The 17,247-nt window shown below is 35.5% G+C and carries 16 protein-coding genes; 6 read left to right on the forward strand and 10 right to left on the reverse strand.

The window, feature by feature from the left end:
- The first annotated feature begins 80 nt into the window (after positions 1-80).
- Entirely contained in the window at positions 81-1,187 is a 1,107-nt protein-coding gene (locus tag DRF60_RS05410; RefSeq protein ID WP_116011098.1) for a pectate lyase family protein, read from the forward strand.
- Positions 1,188-1,313: 126 nt separating this feature from the next.
- Here the strand turns inward: DRF60_RS05410 and pelA are convergent, their stop codons facing one another.
- The 9 genes from pelA to DRF60_RS05450 form a co-directional block, all read right to left on the reverse strand.
- Positions 1,314-2,333 (reverse strand): pectate lyase, encoded by a 1,020-nt coding sequence (gene pelA / locus DRF60_RS05415; protein ID WP_202974449.1) that lies wholly within the window; start codon positions 2,331-2,333, stop codon positions 1,314-1,316.
- Between the two features lie 78 nt (positions 2,334-2,411).
- Complete coding sequence (locus DRF60_RS21080; RefSeq protein WP_157967930.1) at positions 2,412-2,570, reverse strand: hypothetical protein; 159 nt, start codon at positions 2,568-2,570, stop codon at positions 2,412-2,414.
- A gap of 477 nt (positions 2,571-3,047) precedes the next feature.
- On the reverse strand, positions 3,048-4,415 hold the full coding sequence (locus tag DRF60_RS05420) for an MBL fold metallo-hydrolase RNA specificity domain-containing protein (protein ID WP_116011100.1): 1,368 nt from the start codon (positions 4,413-4,415) through the stop codon (positions 3,048-3,050).
- A 106-nt stretch (positions 4,416-4,521) separates the two neighbouring features.
- On the reverse strand, positions 4,522-4,944 hold the full coding sequence (locus DRF60_RS05425) for an Hsp20/alpha crystallin family protein (protein ID WP_116011101.1): 423 nt from the start codon (positions 4,942-4,944) through the stop codon (positions 4,522-4,524).
- Positions 4,945-5,029: 85 nt separating this feature from the next.
- Positions 5,030-5,386 carry a Rossmann-fold NAD(P)-binding domain-containing protein gene (locus DRF60_RS05430; protein ID WP_116011102.1) on the reverse strand — a complete coding sequence of 119 codons (357 nt, stop codon included), beginning with the start codon at positions 5,384-5,386 and terminating at the stop codon, positions 5,030-5,032.
- A 79-nt stretch (positions 5,387-5,465) separates the two neighbouring features.
- Complete coding sequence (locus DRF60_RS05435; RefSeq protein WP_116011103.1) at positions 5,466-6,518, reverse strand: response regulator; 1,053 nt, start codon at positions 6,516-6,518, stop codon at positions 5,466-5,468.
- A 24-nt stretch (positions 6,519-6,542) separates the two neighbouring features.
- Complete coding sequence (locus DRF60_RS05440; protein ID WP_116011104.1) at positions 6,543-7,730, reverse strand: PAS domain-containing sensor histidine kinase; 1,188 nt, start codon at positions 7,728-7,730, stop codon at positions 6,543-6,545.
- Between the two features lie 175 nt (positions 7,731-7,905).
- Positions 7,906-8,781, reverse strand: coding sequence for a universal stress protein (locus tag DRF60_RS05445; RefSeq protein ID WP_116011358.1), 876 nt, complete (start codon positions 8,779-8,781; stop codon positions 7,906-7,908).
- Between the two features lie 7 nt (positions 8,782-8,788).
- Positions 8,789-10,162, reverse strand: coding sequence for a L,D-transpeptidase family protein (locus DRF60_RS05450; RefSeq protein WP_116011105.1), 1,374 nt, complete (start codon positions 10,160-10,162; stop codon positions 8,789-8,791).
- 289 nt (positions 10,163-10,451) lie between these two features.
- Between DRF60_RS05450 and DRF60_RS05455 the strand changes: the two genes are divergently transcribed.
- The 5 genes from DRF60_RS05455 to DRF60_RS05475 all read left to right on the forward strand — a co-directional run bounded on the left by DRF60_RS05455 (position 10,452) and on the right by DRF60_RS05475 (position 16,158).
- Positions 10,452-11,081: a hypothetical protein gene (locus tag DRF60_RS05455; RefSeq protein ID WP_123902637.1), complete on the forward strand. Its 630-nt coding sequence runs from the start codon at positions 10,452-10,454 to the stop codon at positions 11,079-11,081.
- 27 nt (positions 11,082-11,108) lie between these two features.
- The gene (locus DRF60_RS05460; protein WP_116011107.1) at positions 11,109-12,149 is read left to right on the forward strand and encodes a glycoside hydrolase family 130 protein; all 1,041 of its coding nucleotides are present in this window, start codon (positions 11,109-11,111) and stop codon (positions 12,147-12,149) included.
- Complete coding sequence (locus tag DRF60_RS05465) at positions 12,146-14,482, forward strand: glycosyltransferase (protein WP_116011108.1); 2,337 nt, start codon at positions 12,146-12,148, stop codon at positions 14,480-14,482. The genes DRF60_RS05460 and DRF60_RS05465 overlap by 4 nt, the downstream gene beginning before the upstream one ends.
- Before the next feature lie 65 nt (positions 14,483-14,547).
- On the forward strand, positions 14,548-15,213 hold the full coding sequence (locus DRF60_RS05470) for a BON domain-containing protein (RefSeq protein WP_116011109.1): 666 nt from the start codon (positions 14,548-14,550) through the stop codon (positions 15,211-15,213).
- Between the two features lie 183 nt (positions 15,214-15,396).
- On the forward strand, positions 15,397-16,158 hold the full coding sequence (locus DRF60_RS05475; RefSeq protein ID WP_116011110.1) for an SDR family NAD(P)-dependent oxidoreductase: 762 nt from the start codon (positions 15,397-15,399) through the stop codon (positions 16,156-16,158).
- Between the two features lie 116 nt (positions 16,159-16,274).
- On the opposite strand, the gene DRF60_RS05480 is transcribed toward DRF60_RS05475, so the two are convergent.
- The gene (locus DRF60_RS05480; RefSeq protein WP_116011111.1) at positions 16,275-17,207 is read right to left on the reverse strand and encodes a 1-phosphofructokinase family hexose kinase; all 933 of its coding nucleotides are present in this window, start codon (positions 17,205-17,207) and stop codon (positions 16,275-16,277) included.
- Positions 17,208-17,247 lie beyond the last annotated feature (40 nt).

A 17,247-nucleotide genomic window follows, 5' to 3' on the forward strand; every position in this document is an offset into this window, starting at 1 on the left:
AATATAGCTATATTAAAATATAAAATAATTAAATATTAACTTAATAATTTTAAACCAGAACAAATCACAAAATATAAACTATGAAAACAAGGTTCAAAGCTGTCTTCTTTACGGCAGCTCTAAGTTCTGCTTTTACCCTGGCCGGATGTGGTCACGAAGAAATCAATAATGACCTGGCAGAAAGCGAAATCAATATTAAAAACTCCTTGGCACAAAAGATTATTCCTTTGGCCAATTGTGTAGCTCCCGGATGGGCTTCTCAAAACGGAGGAACTACCGGAGGCGGAACCGCAGCAGAGACTACTGTTTCCACGTATGCTCAGTTAAAGGCTGCAATTGAAAACACAGCTGTAAAAGTGATCAAGGTAACCGGAACCATCACCATTACTACACGCTTATCTCTTCAGGATCAGACCGGAAAAACAATTTACGGGGCTACAGGCGCCAGACTTGTTTCTACCGATCAAACCAAAGACGGCTCAGGAATTATCAATATTAAAAGATGTAACAATATCATTATCCGAAACCTTATTTTCGAGGGTCCCGGAGCGTATGATACAGACGGTTGGGACAACGCCATTCTTGACGACTGCCGAAATGTATGGATAGACCACTGCGAGTTCAGAGATGGTGTAGACGGAAATTTCGACATCAAAAACAAATCTGACTTTATTACAGTTTCCTATACCAAGTTCCATTATCTGAAAGCTCCAAAACCAGGAGGCCCAGGAGGAACAAATGATCACAGATTCTCTAACCTTATCGGGTCAAGTGACAGCGCCACTGCTGATATCGGAAAATTGAATGTAACTTTTGTACGCTGCTGGTGGGCACCGGGATGCAGAGAGCGCATGCCGAGAGTAAGATTCGGTAAGATACATATACTGAACAGTTATTTCAACAGTTCTGTAAGCAATAAATGTATTGCTGCTGGAGTACAGGCTAATATCCTGGTGGAAAGAAATGTTTTTGAAAATGTAAAAGAACCTATCAGTTTAATGACCGGATTTACAGCTGTAACCCAATCAGGAAGCAGCTTCATCAATGTTACCGGAAACACTGCAGGAAGCGGAACAGCATTTACTCCACCTTATACTATTAATAAGCTGAATGTAGCTGATGTAAAATCTGATATTACTGCAAATGCTGGGGCTACTTTAGGAGGAAACGTTTGTGATGCATTTTAATATGAGACTGTAATAATAGTAGTAATACCAAAGAGAGTATCTCGTTTCTGAGATATTCTCTTTGGTCTTTAGATGTGATAAAAGAAGGGGTATCACAACTTATTTGTTATAGCATAAATTAATTAATTATTCCGTTATTTTATTTTTCTCCAGCCATTTGGGATATTCCTTTGCGAGCAGTTTTTCGGCAAAATCCCCAAACCAGCTGTAGCCGTTTCTTCTTTCTTCTGAAACTTCATTATAATTATACTTTACACTGCCATCCCGATCCCCAAACAAAGGTTTGTTGGTATGAATATCATAGAATCTGGCCCAGATAACAGAATTTTTATCTTTAACCAAAACTCTTATTGCCTTTCCGTTTTGTTTGGTGACATTATAGCTATAACCTTCAATCTTATTTTGTTTAAACCACTCTAGTGCAGCTTTTATGGATTTTTCTATTTCGGGAGTTACCGGCTGTTGCATCAAAAACCTAATAATCCCTACCGATTCTCCCGTAGCTAATGAAATAGGTTCAAAAGCTCTTGCCTTATCCGGCTGTAAAGTAATCTCATTATACTGATCTGCCCAGATGGAAGGATTCCCGTTTTGCAGAACCTGCGTTTTTAAGATACATCCAATCCCTTTCTGAACTGCAATTTTTGATTTTTCTTTTAATGAGGAAGAGATCACATCGAAGTTGTTCTTACCTTCCGCCGCATTGTACAGAACTGTCAGAGCATTGATCATCGCATTATCATTATAAGTCACCTGTTTTCTGTAAAGCCCAGTGTTGGGATAATACTGAGGAAAACCTCCGTTATCGTACTGCATGAGAAGAAGATAACTGATTCCTTTTTCTGCCGCTTTTAAATATTCAGGATTTTTTGTGTCTAAATACGCTTTGATCAATCCATTGATCTCTCTGGAAGTTGCGTTATTATCAATGGTTGCATGTTCATCACCGGTAGATTTTATCTTTTTTAAAAGGTTTTTATCAATAGACAGATTATAGTTTACCTCCGACTTATCTTCCAGCTGTTTTCCCCAACCGCCATTAGGAAGCTGATAGACCAGCATTTTCTCTGCCAGTGTATCTTTCACCTGAGCAGAATAACTCACCGTCAGTAATCCTATTGCAAATGTGTATATTTTTAGATTCATTTTTATCATTAAAAATTTATAAAGAGAATATTGTATTACGAACACTCAAACTCTACGCCCCTTAAACTTATCTCTTTATCATTCTACCATTTTTACTACCAATGGTTTGCAATAATATAAGCTTGCTTCTGAAGCATATTCTCCCAGTTTTTCTGCGTTTGAAACTGTCCTTTTTTCTGCCAGACAAACTCCGCATAAAATCCTGCTTTCCGGGGTTTGAACAGAGTAATTCTTCATTTTTTCCACCACCATCATAATCGATCTATTGAATGGGAAGCCATTTTACTTTTGCATCTTATATTTCATTTCTGGAAAAAACCAGAGGGTTAGCCACCTCTACAGATTGCTGAGCTTATAAAACAATATAAAAAATGCAACCGATTGCATAAATTAATTTAAAACTTGTTTTTCTCATAGATAAAGGGCTACAATTTCACCAAAAATAAAAAATATTTTCAACATGAAGACCATTATATAAAAATTTCATCATACATCATGATAAATGGTTGGTGAAAATGATAACTATCTTCATTTATTCCTAATGTTTAACATAATTTTCCCTCCGTTTTCGACCTCATCAATTGTATACCTTACTGTTCTTCTGACTGAAGAAGATAAAATAATTGAACTGCTGAAACTCCAAATATAGAATTTCTGCAACTATTTTTTATTGTAGGATCCATTGAAGGCTATAAGTACTTTTAAGAAATATAATTAACATAGGATTTCTTTATCTTTTATTAAAATTTCAACCGGTATTTTCAAATCTGTTTGAATTTTCACTCTTAATGCTTCCAATGCGGAAGATTCACCGTGAACCAGCATGATTTGTCGAGGAGGATTCTTATATTTTCTTATCCATTCTATTAATTCAGATTGATCAGCATGGGCAGATAACCCCGTTAATTCTACTATATTTGCTTTCACTGGATAATATTTTCCGTGAATTTTTAATTCATGAGATTCATTAAGCAATGCTCTTCCGCGAGTACCTTCTGCCTGAAATCCAACAATTAATACAGTATTCCGGCTGTTTCCTATATCATGTTTTAAATATTCAAGGACACGCCCTCCCGTTATCATACCGCTTCCGGCAATTATTATTTTACTTTGCTTGTCATGAACGATTTCCTCTGTATTTGTGTACTCTCTATTGATATTCATCTGTTCAATAATTTCCAGCCATTTTTCTTTATCGACAGTCGTGTATTCAGCATATTCAACCATAATATCTGTTGCAGAAGCAGCCATAGGGCTGTCCATTATTATTGGGAGGTTACGGGGTATTTTGTTCTGTTCTTTGAGTTGATAAAGAATATAAATAAGCTCCTGTGCTCTGCCTACAGCAAAACTGGGAATAATAATATTACCATGGTTTTTAACCGTGAGATTGATCCAGTGCTCCAATTTATCATACAAATTGGTATTATCATGAAGTCTGTCTCCGTAAGTAGATTCCATTACTATAAAATCTGCTTTGGTGAAAAAATCAGGTGGAGGTAAAATAGCGCTATTAGTTCGTCCAATATCTCCTGAAAAAATGATCGTTTTTTCAAAACATACGATTTCTAAAGAGCAGGCCCCAATGATATGTCCGCAGGGTTTGAATCTGAATTGGATATGATCACTTAATTTAATACTACGATTCTCTTTAACCGTAAAAAATTGTTTAAAAGACCTTTCAGCATCAGTTATCGTGTACAGCGGTTTTGCGGGATTGTGTTTGGTATAATGATGATAATTTGCTTTTTCTGCATCCTCTTCCTGCAGTTTTGCACTATCCAGTAAAATCAATTTTGCTAATTCTTTGGTAGGTTCAGTCATATAAATTTTACCTTTAAACCCTTTTTTTACAAGGAGCGGAATATATCCGCAATGATCAAGATGGGCATGGGTAAGAATTACTATATCTATTTCAGCAACATTGACATTTAACGATTCCCAGTTTTGTGCACGCAAAGATTTAATACCCTGAAACAATCCACAATCAATCAATATATTAAGTTCCGAGGTTTTTAATAAATGTTTAGATCCCGTAACTGTTTCAGCTCCTCCAAGAGATTTTAGAATGATAGTATCCATTTTTTTATTTTTATAAATCTGTTGCGCATCTGGTTTATTCCGGCTCTGACACTTGAATCATCTCCTAAATGCGCAACAGGGTTTTATGAATTAATACTAAAAAATTTTAGCGTATTTTGATCTCTTTTACTTCCTTTTTATCCAGATTATTTTTATTAATCGTAATATTTAATAATCCACCTTTATAATTGGCTTTTATGTGGCCCAAAGTAATATTGTCGGGTAAACGGAAACTGCGGGCAAATGAGGAAGCTGAAAATTCTTTTCTTACATAATTTTCTTTTTCTTCTTTTTTCTCTGCACTGGTTTCAGCACTGATGATCAGTGATCCGTCTTCAACGGCTACTTTAAAATCTTTTTTCTTAAATCCCGGAGCCGAAACCGTCACCTTATAGACACCGTTTTTATCAATAATGTTCACTGTTGGTTCTGATTTAACCGACTGATTAACAAGATCATCATTCTTCCAAAAATCTTCTATCAGAGATTCTAATGATTGAGATGGATTGGTTTTTTCTAAAGTTTTCATAATACAATTATTTTAAGGTTTATACTCCAAAGGTATAATGGAAATAATTTTTAAATTATGACTGTCGTTGCGTTTTGAGATGATGTTAATCACTTTTTTCCCAGGTATCAAGAATTTCAATTATTGAGGAAATGGCTAATTTTGAATCTGGAATGGTAATGTATTTCAATCCTGAATTCTGAATTATTGATACATCTACGGGAACCTGTTCCTGGAATCTGAATATAAAATATTTGATCCCAAAGGATATAAGCTTCAAAATAAGACTATTTGAAACCGGGGTTTCCTGATCAATGATTATGACAGTGTCTTTTGCTTCTGCAAAATGGACCGTAGCTTCACTTAAAGGATCTACTATAATCGTAATTTTATGCTTTTTACGATTAGCCAAAGCAAGAAGCTTTTTATCTTCCTGGCTGATATGATAAACGATGACTTTCATACTATCTGTTCAATGTTCAAATGTATTCAACTGCACAGAACTGACGAATGCATGAAATCATTATAAAAAGTGATAGAGATTAGTTTTTAAGCTTTTGAAGTCTTAGCCTATCAAGTATGGTAATCTTCCCGGCACTCCTGTCTATTAAATTTTCTTCTTTAAAATCACTTAGAATTCTGCTTACCGTTTCAATAGCCATTCCCGCCATAGAAGCAAGGTTTTCTCTGGAAATTTCAAAATTGTCGGTGTGAGGATGTTTTGCATGGAGTTTAAGCAGTACCTCTGCCATTCTTTTTCTCACAGAAAAATAAGCAAGCTGTAATAACTGCTCTTCGTGGGTAATAACATTCTGGGCAAGAATTTTGATGAATTTTTCTGCCACATCAGGATATTTATAAAACAATTGATCAATAACTTCTCTGGGAACAGAGCATAAGGTAGCATCCTCCAATACTTCAGCTGTCTCTTTATATTCTTTTCCTGCAAATAATGAAGTGATTCCAAAATATTCTTCCGGACTGTAGACTCCTGTCATGAGTTCTTTTCCATCTTCGGTCATTTTTGTTGTTTTCACTGAACCGGATATAATTAAATAGACAGCATTGGCAGTATCACCCTCGTAGTATATAATCTGCTTCTTTTTAAAGGACTTCACTTTTCGTTCATCAAAAGCTTTCTTTAATTCATCAAGTCCGTGTGAACCATGAAATAAATTGGTCATTTGTGTAAGAATATTGCTGTAAAGACTTTTCTGGCGTTCTTTCTTTTTCAATCGGCTTTCAATAGCACTGAGGAGTTCTATATCATCAAAAGGTTTGGTAAGATAATCATCCGCACCCATTTCTATTCCTTTTCGGACTTCTACCCTATCCGTTTTCGCCGTTATAAAAATAAAAGGAATAAGCGCAGTATCTTCTCTCTTGCTTAAAAGATGTAGCACCCCATACCCGTCAAGCTCCGGCATCATAATATCACATAATATCACATCCGGTATCTTTTTAATAGCCAGATCTACTCCCTGTTTACCGTTAGAAGCCTGAAATACTTCATAACTGGCAAGCTGAAGGATCTCAGAAGTGCTTTCTCGGATATCATCATTATCTTCGATTATTAATATGCGTATTCTTTCCATGGAACTAACTTGGAGTATTATTAATTATTTTTTCTGAAATGATAAGATAAACTCTGCACCCTTACCTGATTTACTTTCAAAACGGATCGTACCATCCATGAGATCTACATACCGCTGCACAATATTGAGCCCTAATCCTGTTCCGGGAATATTTCCTGTATTATGGGCTCTGAAAAATGGCTGAAAAAGTCCGGATTGGTCTTCTTCAGGTATCCCTATTCCATTATCTTTTACTGAAAATACATATTGATTTTCACTTATTGCTGTAGAGAATTCAATCAACGTATGCTCTCCTGAATATTTTATAGCATTGCTCATTAAGTTCATTAAACAATTTCTTAATAAGTTTTGATCCAGATTTACATCATTTTCCGATCCGGCATGCTGGTAAATAATAATTTGATCTTCTTTGGTGATGAGCTGCATTTCTTCTGTAAGTTCTTCTGAAAACTTAACAATATCAAATGAGGCATAATGAGGTTTTACAATTCCGGTATCCAATTTTTCTAAGGAAAGAAAATCATTAAGAATACCATTTAAACTGCCAATTGCATTTTTTATTTTATGGAGATGTTTTAATATTTGGATATTATCGGAAGTTTGCAGATATTTTTCAATAAGTACGGCAGAAAGCTGCATAGAGCTTAAAGGGGTACGAAACTCGTGCGATGCCATTGATACAAAGCGGCTTTTCATACGGTTCAGCGCTTTTTCTTTTTCCAAAGATGTATTAGCTTCTTCCTTTGCCATTTCCAATTCATGAAGCATTTTTTTCAGCGATTTTGTACGGTTGTCAACTAATTCTTCAAGTTCGATTGTATATTTTTTAAGAAATTCTTCCGCTTCTTTTTCTTTAGATAGATCATGGATAAAGCCTGTGTAAATCACCCTATCCTGATATTGTACTTCGCTTACGGCAAGCCTGAAGGGAAATCGGGAGCCATCTTTTCTTAATCCTCTTACTTCCCTACCCTTTCCGATTATCTTTTTTTCGCCGGTATTTTGATAATTGAGCAAATAATCATCATGTCTGCTTTTATCAGGCTCAGGCATCAGTACTGAAATATTTTTACCTGTTAATTCTTCTTCTTTATACCCAAATATTTTTAGTGCAGAAGGATTCAGACTTTCTATTCTCCCTCTATTATCAATAGTTATAATACCGTCAATGGCCGTTTCAATAATGGCTTGTAATAGTTTTGCACTTTCCATATTTTATATAGCACTATATCATATAAAGTTATGAATTTTAGTACAACTAATCGTATTTGGATATAAATAAATGTTAACAAATTAAATTGTTATTAATTATTCTCAATAAATACGAATAAAAAATTGAAATCTAAAATAAAATTCCCCGAGACGGAGCCCAGAGGAATTCTTTAGATTAAAAAAACAGATGATCAGTTTCCGGAATGATTAACAGTGGAATTTCTAACTCTGCAGCCTGTCTTGCAGCATGGCTGCTCTTGGTAAATCTCTCGAGAAAACTCCTGTGGTCATGTCCCATTGCCAAGATATCAATATCTTTATTTTTCAGGATATCTAAACCGTAATCTATATTTTCGCTGTAAATGCAGTTATAACAAACTTTACCATCCAAGGCCTTTAAAAACACTTCTTTTTTATGCTCATAAGCAGTATCCTGAATCACATCATTATTGCTTTGAATAATATGGGTAATTAAGAGTTCGGCATCAAAATATTGGGCAAACTTAATCAATGATTGAGCAATTTTTATATCTTTTCTCTTCAGATCTGTTGCAAAAGCGATCTTTTTCATTCCCTTATATTTATGGTTTTGGGGAATTAACAGGAGCGGATGTTGTGTATTTTCAATCATTTTAAGACTGTTGCTTCCAAAAATAAACCGGGCAAGCATTCCGGCTCCCTGCATCCCCATTACAATAAGCAATGTTTTATTATTGGCTGCCGTATTATTTATTACCTGCACAACATCACCTCCCTCGCAAGAATAATATATCGACGGATGATAAGGAAAAGCCTCATCTCCCCATAAAGTTTTCTCTTTATTTTCAAGTACTTTTACCAATTTTTTCATCTCCTTACTGTTTTCATCCTGTAAGGCCGGATATTCATATAGAGCCCACGCAGTCTGCCCAAGCATAGGGCTTTCAACCGGCAGTGCAAATGCATGACACAAATCAATATTACATTTTAGAGCATTAGCCAGATGGAGTGCATAAACTGCAGCATTTTTTGCCGGCTTTGAATAGTCTGTAGGTACTACAATCGTTCTCATAATTTTATTATTTATTTTGGTTAAATTTATTTTCGAGTGAATCATCAAAATGGTAAATGTCTTTATAGAGTACAGGTTTTCCATCTTTTATTAAGCAAGTCAGATAAGTAATAATGATGGGAACCGGTTGCTTTAAAACAAAATCTTTTCTTTGGTAGCCAGCCATCGCATTTTCTAAAATGGGAATCTTATTTCCAGAGCCATCATTTTTTAAAAGGAGAGAAGCGAGTTCTTTAGCGTTTTCAACACGAATGCATCCATGACTGAAAGCTCTTTCATCTTTATTAAACAATTGTTTCTGAGAAGTATCATGGAGATATACTCCATAAGAGTTCTCAAATCTAAAAACCACCGCTCCTAATGCATTATCACATCCGGATGATTGTCTGACACTATATTTATAAGGATTTTGACGGATCTCTTTTAATTTTGACGAAGTTATTTCGACTTTATTACCTTGTTTATCATACACTGAATAATGATGATCTGTTAAATAACTTTTGTTTTTTAAAATTTTTGGAAGCATTTCTTTTATGAATATGCTTTGGGGAACTTTCCAGTCAGGGGCTGTCGTAAAATAATTAATACTGCTCTTCAAAACCGGCGTTTTGGTAGATGGTTTCCCTATAATTACTTTAAAATCATATATACTGTCTTTCTGGTGAAATTCTAATGTATAGGAAGGAATATTGACTAATATATACGCTTGATCCCTTGTATTGATCCATCGTAAGCGCTCCATATTGATAACAATCTTTTCAATTCCCGTTTGAGGAGCCAAGCAATCGTTTTCTTCATAGAGTCCATTCAAATAATTTTGAAGATCCGTATAAGCTTTAACCTTAGGCTGAACTTCAAGAATCGCCTTAAGAAAATCTTTTTGCTGTCTTGCATATAACAATACATTCTCTGAGCGAAATCCATTAATCTCGTTGGTATCAATAAATGATGAGTTGTAGGAAGGATTGTATTTTCCAAAATGCAGATTATTGATGAAAGTAATAAGAGCATCGGTCATCAGAATATCGAACTCAGCTTTCTCTTTTTGATTTATTTCTACAGGAGCATCTCTCAATTTTCTTAATTTCTGAAGAGAAATTGCCCCCCAATGATAATCAGATAAAGACAGTCCGAATCGGTAGGAATACTCCAGCAGCAACATTGCTGTTTCAGGTTGATCTGACTTCTGTGCAGTGTGTAGCCAAGCATATTCAGAGTCGTTTCTGGCATAAAACTGAATGACCGATTTTGGGTAATGCAGTTTCGAGAGAATAACGTTGTCTTTAAGTGAAGAAGCAATCTCACTGGTCATTTTCAAATCCTGAGCCCGTGTGATCATTGCACAGCAAAGAATAATGGTGAAGGTTAAAAGAGCTTTCATAATCTAAGATTTATGCCACAAATTTCCAAATTACCTTCTTGCCAGATAATGACTCCGGTCACTAAAAAAAATGATACAGCTATAAATTAATTTAAGTTTCATCAAGGCTCCCAGATCACTTACTATAAAGAAATCAATGTAAATCACTTCTGTAACCAACGTTTGATTTAACTCTTATAAAAGGTTGAATTGATGAACTGACCAACATCATTTTTCACAGTGATGCGTGTCATATTATTTCCGATGCTGTTTTAGGACCTTTGGAATGAACTAATAATAAAATATGATCATGAAAAAATCACACTATCATAGGATAATCCTTTTTACAGCATTTGCATGTACAGTACTTCTCAATTCCTGCAGCTCCACTCATATAGCAAGCAGCTGGCGGGATCCGGATAAACATATCCATCCTACAGATTGGAAAAAAGTACTGGTGATGGCATTATTAACAAATGAAACCAATCGCCGCAGTGCTGAAGATGAAATGGCGAAATACCTCGACGGAAAAGGCATCACTTCTTACAGTTATCTGGATGAAAATTTTAATGCAAAAGATGAACAGGCTTTACGGAGTAAAATAAAAAAAGACAGTTTTGATGCTGCTATAACTATGCGTTTGATTGATGTGGATAAAGAAAAGGTATATACTCCCCAGCAATATTACATGTACCCTATGTATTATAATGATTTCATTACCTACTACTACAGAAACTGGATGTATTATAATATTCCCGGCTATTATACCATCACTAAAAAATTCATTATTGAAACTATAATTTATTCTATTAAGGATGATAAAATAATATGGTCAGGAATTACAGAAACGTATGATCCGAAAGGCGTAAAAAGACTGACGAACGAAATTGCCCGTACCCTTCGCAATAAAATGCAGCAGGAGGGATTTATTGAAAAATAACTACTGTCAAATAAATAACAATCTGCTATGATCAGTGTAAAAAAAGAAGGCATCATCCTGGAAAAGACTAACCTTGGATTTGAAAGTTCAGGAGTGTTGAATCCTGCCGTTTTACGTGAAAATGATTCTGTTCACTTATTTTACAGAGCGGTGAGCAAAGACAATTATTCAAGCATTGGTTATTGTCAGTTAAAAACACCGGTAACCATTGAAAATCGAATGGAAATCCCGCTTTTGTATCCACAATATAATTATGAAAGGAAAGGGGTGGAAGACCCACGGATCGTAAAAATTGATGACCTGTATTACCTCACCTATACTGCTTACGACGGTATCAATGCCTTAGGTGCATTAGCTACATCAAAAGATTTGGTGATATGGGAAAAAAGAGGGCTGATTGTGCCGCAGTATTCCTATGAAGAATTTAAGTTTTTAGCGGAATCTAAAGGCGAATTAAATGAAAAGTACTTTCGTTTCAACGGGAAATATATAGTCTCAAAAAAACTCGAAAAAAAAGTATTGGTTTGGGATAAGAATATAATACTCTTTCCAAGGCGGATTAATGGTAAGCTTTATTTTTTACATCGGATAAAACCTGATATTCAAGTTGTTTCTGTTTATGATTTGAGTGAGCTTACCCATAATTTTTGGGATAACTTTCTACTGATGTTCAGCGATCACATTCTCATTTCATCAAAATATGACCATGAAGTAAGCTATGTGGGAGGTGGATGCCCTCCCATTGAAACAGAAAAAGGCTGGCTGCTGATCTATCATGGAGTTCATGATACCGTTGATGGTTATGTCTACTGTACCTGTGTGGCACTGTTAGATTTAGAGGATCCTACCTGCGAAATAGCCCGTTTACCCTACCCATTGTTTAAACCTGAATACAATTACGAGCTGCACGGAAAAGTTAATAATGTCTGTTTTCCCAGTGGAGCATTGGTTTGTGAGGATACACTATATATCTATTACGGCGCAGCAGACGAGCATGTTGCCTGTGCTTCGGTGTCTCTTTCGGAATTGCTGAAAGAATTAACAACTTATAAAAAACTTATCCCATGAAAAATAAATTAAATAGAAGAAAAAGACTGCTTAGACAACTCCTTTTAAAACCTGTCCCAAAAAAAGCACCTCAACTGCTGATGATCAGCACCTTTCCACCCAGAGAATGTGGTATTGCAACTTATACGCAGGACTTGATACAGGCAATTAACAATAAATTTACGGAATCTTTTGATATTAAAATATGTGCATTGGAAAATGGAAAGCATGATTATGATGAGAATGTTAATTATATTTTAGAAACACAAAACCCTCATTCCTATTACAGATTAATCCAGGATATTAATGCCTCCGATCGAATCGAATTAGTTGTTCTGCAACACGAGTTCGGTTTATTTAGAGGCAATGAAAAAGAATTATTAATGCTCCTGCAATCTGTTGAGAAAACTTCTGTAGTGGTATTCCATACCGTTTTGCCGAAACCGGACAGGGAAACACAACAATATATTCGGAGCATCGCTGAAATTACAGATATGTTAATTGTAATGACTCAGGCTGCCAAGAAAATATTAGAGGATGATTATCTTATAGCAAAAGAAAAAATTACCGTCATACCGCACGGTACACATCTGGTAGAGAATTCTGATAAAAAAGCTTTAAAAGAAAAATACGGTTATCAGCACAGAAAAATACTTTCAACCTTTGGCTTATTGAGTTCTGGGAAAAGCATAGAAACAACACTAAAAGCTCTGCCTTTCGTTATTAAGCAACATCCTGAAACACTATTTCTTATTATCGGTAAAACCCACCCGTGTGTTGTGCAACAGGAAGGTGAAAAATACAGACAAAGTTTAGAATTACTAATCAAAGAATTACAGTTATCCGGAAATGTAGCTTTTGTTAATGAATATTTGGCTCTTGATACTTTACTGGAATATCTGCAGCTGACGGATATTTACCTGTTTACTTCCAAAGATCCCAATCAGGCGGTAAGCGGCACATTCTCCTATGCTATCAGCTGTGGCTGCCCTATTATCTCCACCCCTATTCCGCACGCTCTGGAAGTACTGGAAAAAGGAGCAGGTATTATCATTGATTTTAATGATTCCCTGCAGCTCGCCAAACAGGTAAATACCTTATTGGATGATGAATTATTAAGAAATAAGATTGCATTAAACGGTTTACATCAGATGGCTCCTACGGCTTGGGAAAATTCTGCAATAGCTCATGTTCAGCTGTTTAAAAAAATTACAAATTCCAATTTAAATACTCAATATAAAATGCCCAAAATCAATTTGAATCATTTAAGAAAAATGACGACTGATTTCGGGATCCTTCAGTTTTCAATTATAAATCATCCGGATAAAGATTCGGGATATACTTTAGATGATAATGCGAGAGCATTGATCGCTATGTGTCAATTCTATAGAATCTATAAAATAAAAAATGATTTGAATTACATCAATATCTACTTTTATTTTATACTATTTACTTTTCAGGAGGAAGGTTATTTTTTAAATTATGTTGATATCAAAAAACAATTTACCGAACAAAACGGCAGTTGTAATCCTGAAGATTCTTTTGGAAGAGCAATATGGGCATTGGGATACTTAATTTCGATGCAGGATATTATCTCTTCAGAACTAATTGTCAAGGCTAAGAAACTGTTTAATAAAGCAATTTTGCAAGCCCAATACGTTCACTCGACCAGGGCAATGGCATTCATTATTAAAGGAGTATATTTTGCGAATACCAAAAATGGGAATCCGTTAAATATTCAACTTATAGAACAACTTGCCGACCGTTTAGTTCAAATGTATAAACATGAAACTGATGATCAATGGCAATGGTATGAAAGTTATCTCACATACGCCAACAGTGTGCTTCCTGAGGCAATGCTTTTTGCTTGGTTAACAATCCGTAAACCAATATATCAATCTATTGCTTTGGATTCCTTTAATTTTCTGCTGTCAAAAATATTTTCTCAGGATGCGATTAAAGTAATCTCTAATAAAGGCTGGATGCATAATGGCCAGGAAATTAATCCTGCCCATACAGGTGGAGAGCAGCCCATTGATGTAGCCTATACCATCATTGCACTAAGTGAATTCTACAGCAATTTTAATATTGAAGATTACAAATATAAGATGTTCAATGCTTTTGATTGGTTTTTAGGAAATAACCATTTAAACCAAATAGTATATAATCCCTGCACCGGAGGATGTTATGATGGTGTGGAAGATCATTACATCAATCTGAATCAGGGAGCTGAATCCACCATCAGCTACTTAATGGCAAGGCTGACCATGGAAAAATATGCTATACCAAAAGAAAATATCAACAAAAAATACAGTACGGAAAACATTTCGATAAAAAATGACATGAAAATTTGATTTAACTATATATGATTCTTTCAATTAGCAAACTCTAAACATTTATTAACCAAAAAAAAATTAAAATGAAAACAAACTCAAGATTACAAAAGGATGTTCAAAATGCCATTAAATGGGAGCCTTTATTAGACGCTGCGGAAATTGGCGTTATCGCAAAAGACGGTGTAGTTTCCCTTACCGGCATAGTTGACAGTTATGCAAAAAAAGCTGAGGCAGAAAATGCCGCAAAAAAAGTTGGAGGGGTTAAAGCGATAGTTGAAAATATTGAAGTAAAGTTTCCAAGTTCATGGACAAAAGCTGATGCCGAAGTCGCAAAAGAAGTCTTGGACGCCTTAAAATCCAATTATTCTATTCCCGATGACAAAATAATGGTAAAAGTTGAGGATGGCTGGGTTACTCTAGAAGGTGAATTACCTTGGCATTATCAAAAAGAAGAGGTAGAAAGGGTAGTAAAATATCTTACCGGTGTAAAGGGCTTGATCAACAAAATTAAAGTCAAATCAGAATTAGACGATGCAATACAAAAAAAAGATATTGAAGACGCACTGAAAAGAAGCTCAATTTATGATAGTGAAATTAAAGTATCTGTTTTAGGAACTACAGTAACTTTAACCGGAACAGCAAATTCTTTATATCAAAAAGAAGAGGCAGGCCGCATTGCCTGGAAAACCCGTGGTATATGGAATGTAAAAAATGAATTGGAAATTAACTACGAGTATGATTTTTATTAACCGCTGATTAATCTTTGACCTGTGGAGGATAATTTTTTCCACAGGTCTGCTATCAGTTTATATTACATCAATTTTTAATTTCCTTACCATTATCAGGAAAAATGTTCTTACTATTTCCTTATGAAGGGAGGATTACTGTAAGAAAAATAAGCCAAAATATATTCATTAAATACATCTGAACTCATGAAAAAATTAGAAAATAAAGTAGCCGTTATAACTGGCGGCTCCGGAAGCATAGGAAAAATTACGGCTAAAATATTTTTAGAAGAAGGAGCAAAAGTAATGCTGGTAGACCTTTCTGAAAATTCTTTAAAAGAAGCTGTTCAAGAATTAAACAGCGAAAATATAAAATATTGCGTAGCTGATGTTTCAAAAGCAGCTGAAGTTGAACACTACGTGGCTGAAACCATAAAACTATTTGGAAAAATAGATGTGTTTTTCAACAATGCCGGTATTGAAGGAGTTGTAAAGCCAATTGAGCATTATCCCGAAGACATTTTTGATATAATCATGTCCGTCAATGTTAAAGGTGTATGGCTGGGAAATAAATATGTTTTACCCCAGATGAACGATGGCGGAAGCATCATTATGACTTCATCTGTTGCCGGAATATTGGGGTTTGCCGGGTTAAGCGCCTATGTCACCAGTAAACATGCTGTGGTAGGTATTATGAGAACCACAGCTCTTGAAGCAGCTTCACGAAAAATCAGAGTGAATACGGTTCACCCATCTCCCGTAAATAACAGAATGATGCGCTCTATAGAAGAAAATTCTGCTCCGGGACACGCTGAAGAGGTTAAAAAGCAATTTGAAACTTCAATTCCATTGGGACGCTACGCCGAACCTATTGAAATCGCAAAACTGGTTTTATTTCTTGCCAGTGACGACAGCCAATTCATTACAGGAACAACTCAGATAATTGACGGGGGAATGTCTGCAGCATAATATAGATATTCTCTACAATAATAAAGCAAAGAAAGCAAAGAAAACAAAAAATCCTTACTTGGAAGTAAGGACAATAATCGTTTTTAACCCCTAACTTTCAGATTCGGTTGTGTCTATTACAAATGCTTCCAAATTCCATTAAATAAGTGCATTGCATTTTCCTTTATAAAAAGTCCTGTTCCTTCGGCCATTGTAGTGGCAGATCCACAAGCGATTCCCATGGAAAGGACTTCTTTATAATCACCTCCTTTCACCAAAACAGAAACCATTCCGGCAACCATGCTGTCTCCGGCACCAACAGTGCTTTTCACTTCTACATGAGGTGCCTCAATTTGAATTTTTTCAGCTGCTGAAAATAAAATCGCTCCTTGAGATCCTAATGACACTACAACAATCTCAGCTTTGCCCTGCGAAATAATAAGTTGGGCAGCTTGATCTACATCAGTTTCTTCCAGCTTATCTTTTCCCACTAAAACCGCAAGTTCCCCTATATTGGGTTTTAATAAAAATACACCTTCTTCTACCGCCGCTTTCAGAGCTTCTCCTGATGTGTCAATAATCACTTTACTACCCTTACACGTATTAACAAGCTGTTTCATAAAATTTGAATCAGTTCCTGTCGGCAGGCTGCCGCTGATTACTACAAAATCCGGAAGCGGATTCATTATCTCTACCCTATTTAAAATTTCATTTTGCTCCTCTTGTGTTAACAGTTCTCCAGGGAATCCAAACCTATATTGCTTGTTATTAGAGGTATCTAAAACAGTAAAATTTTCCCGGGTTTCTGCGTTAATATGGAGAGGGAGTATATTCAGTTGCTCGGCCTGAAGTAAGTCTTCCAGCAACCTTCCGGTTCTGCCGCCCGAAGTAAAAAAAGTATCTGATGAGATCCCCAATCTTTTTAATGCCCTGGATACATTAACTCCACCTCCTCCGGCCTCATATTTAGGAAAATTACAACGTAATTTCTTTTCTGGAATAATGTTTGAAACACTGCTGCTCTTGTCTACAGATGGGTTCAGTGTGATTGTTAAAACAGATTTTTTCATTTCTTAATTTTTTAGATTACTATAGAATTCTAATGGGTCT

It is taken from the genome of Chryseobacterium elymi (assembly GCF_003385495.1).
GTDB classification, from domain to species: domain Bacteria; phylum Bacteroidota; class Bacteroidia; order Flavobacteriales; family Weeksellaceae; genus Chryseobacterium; species Chryseobacterium elymi.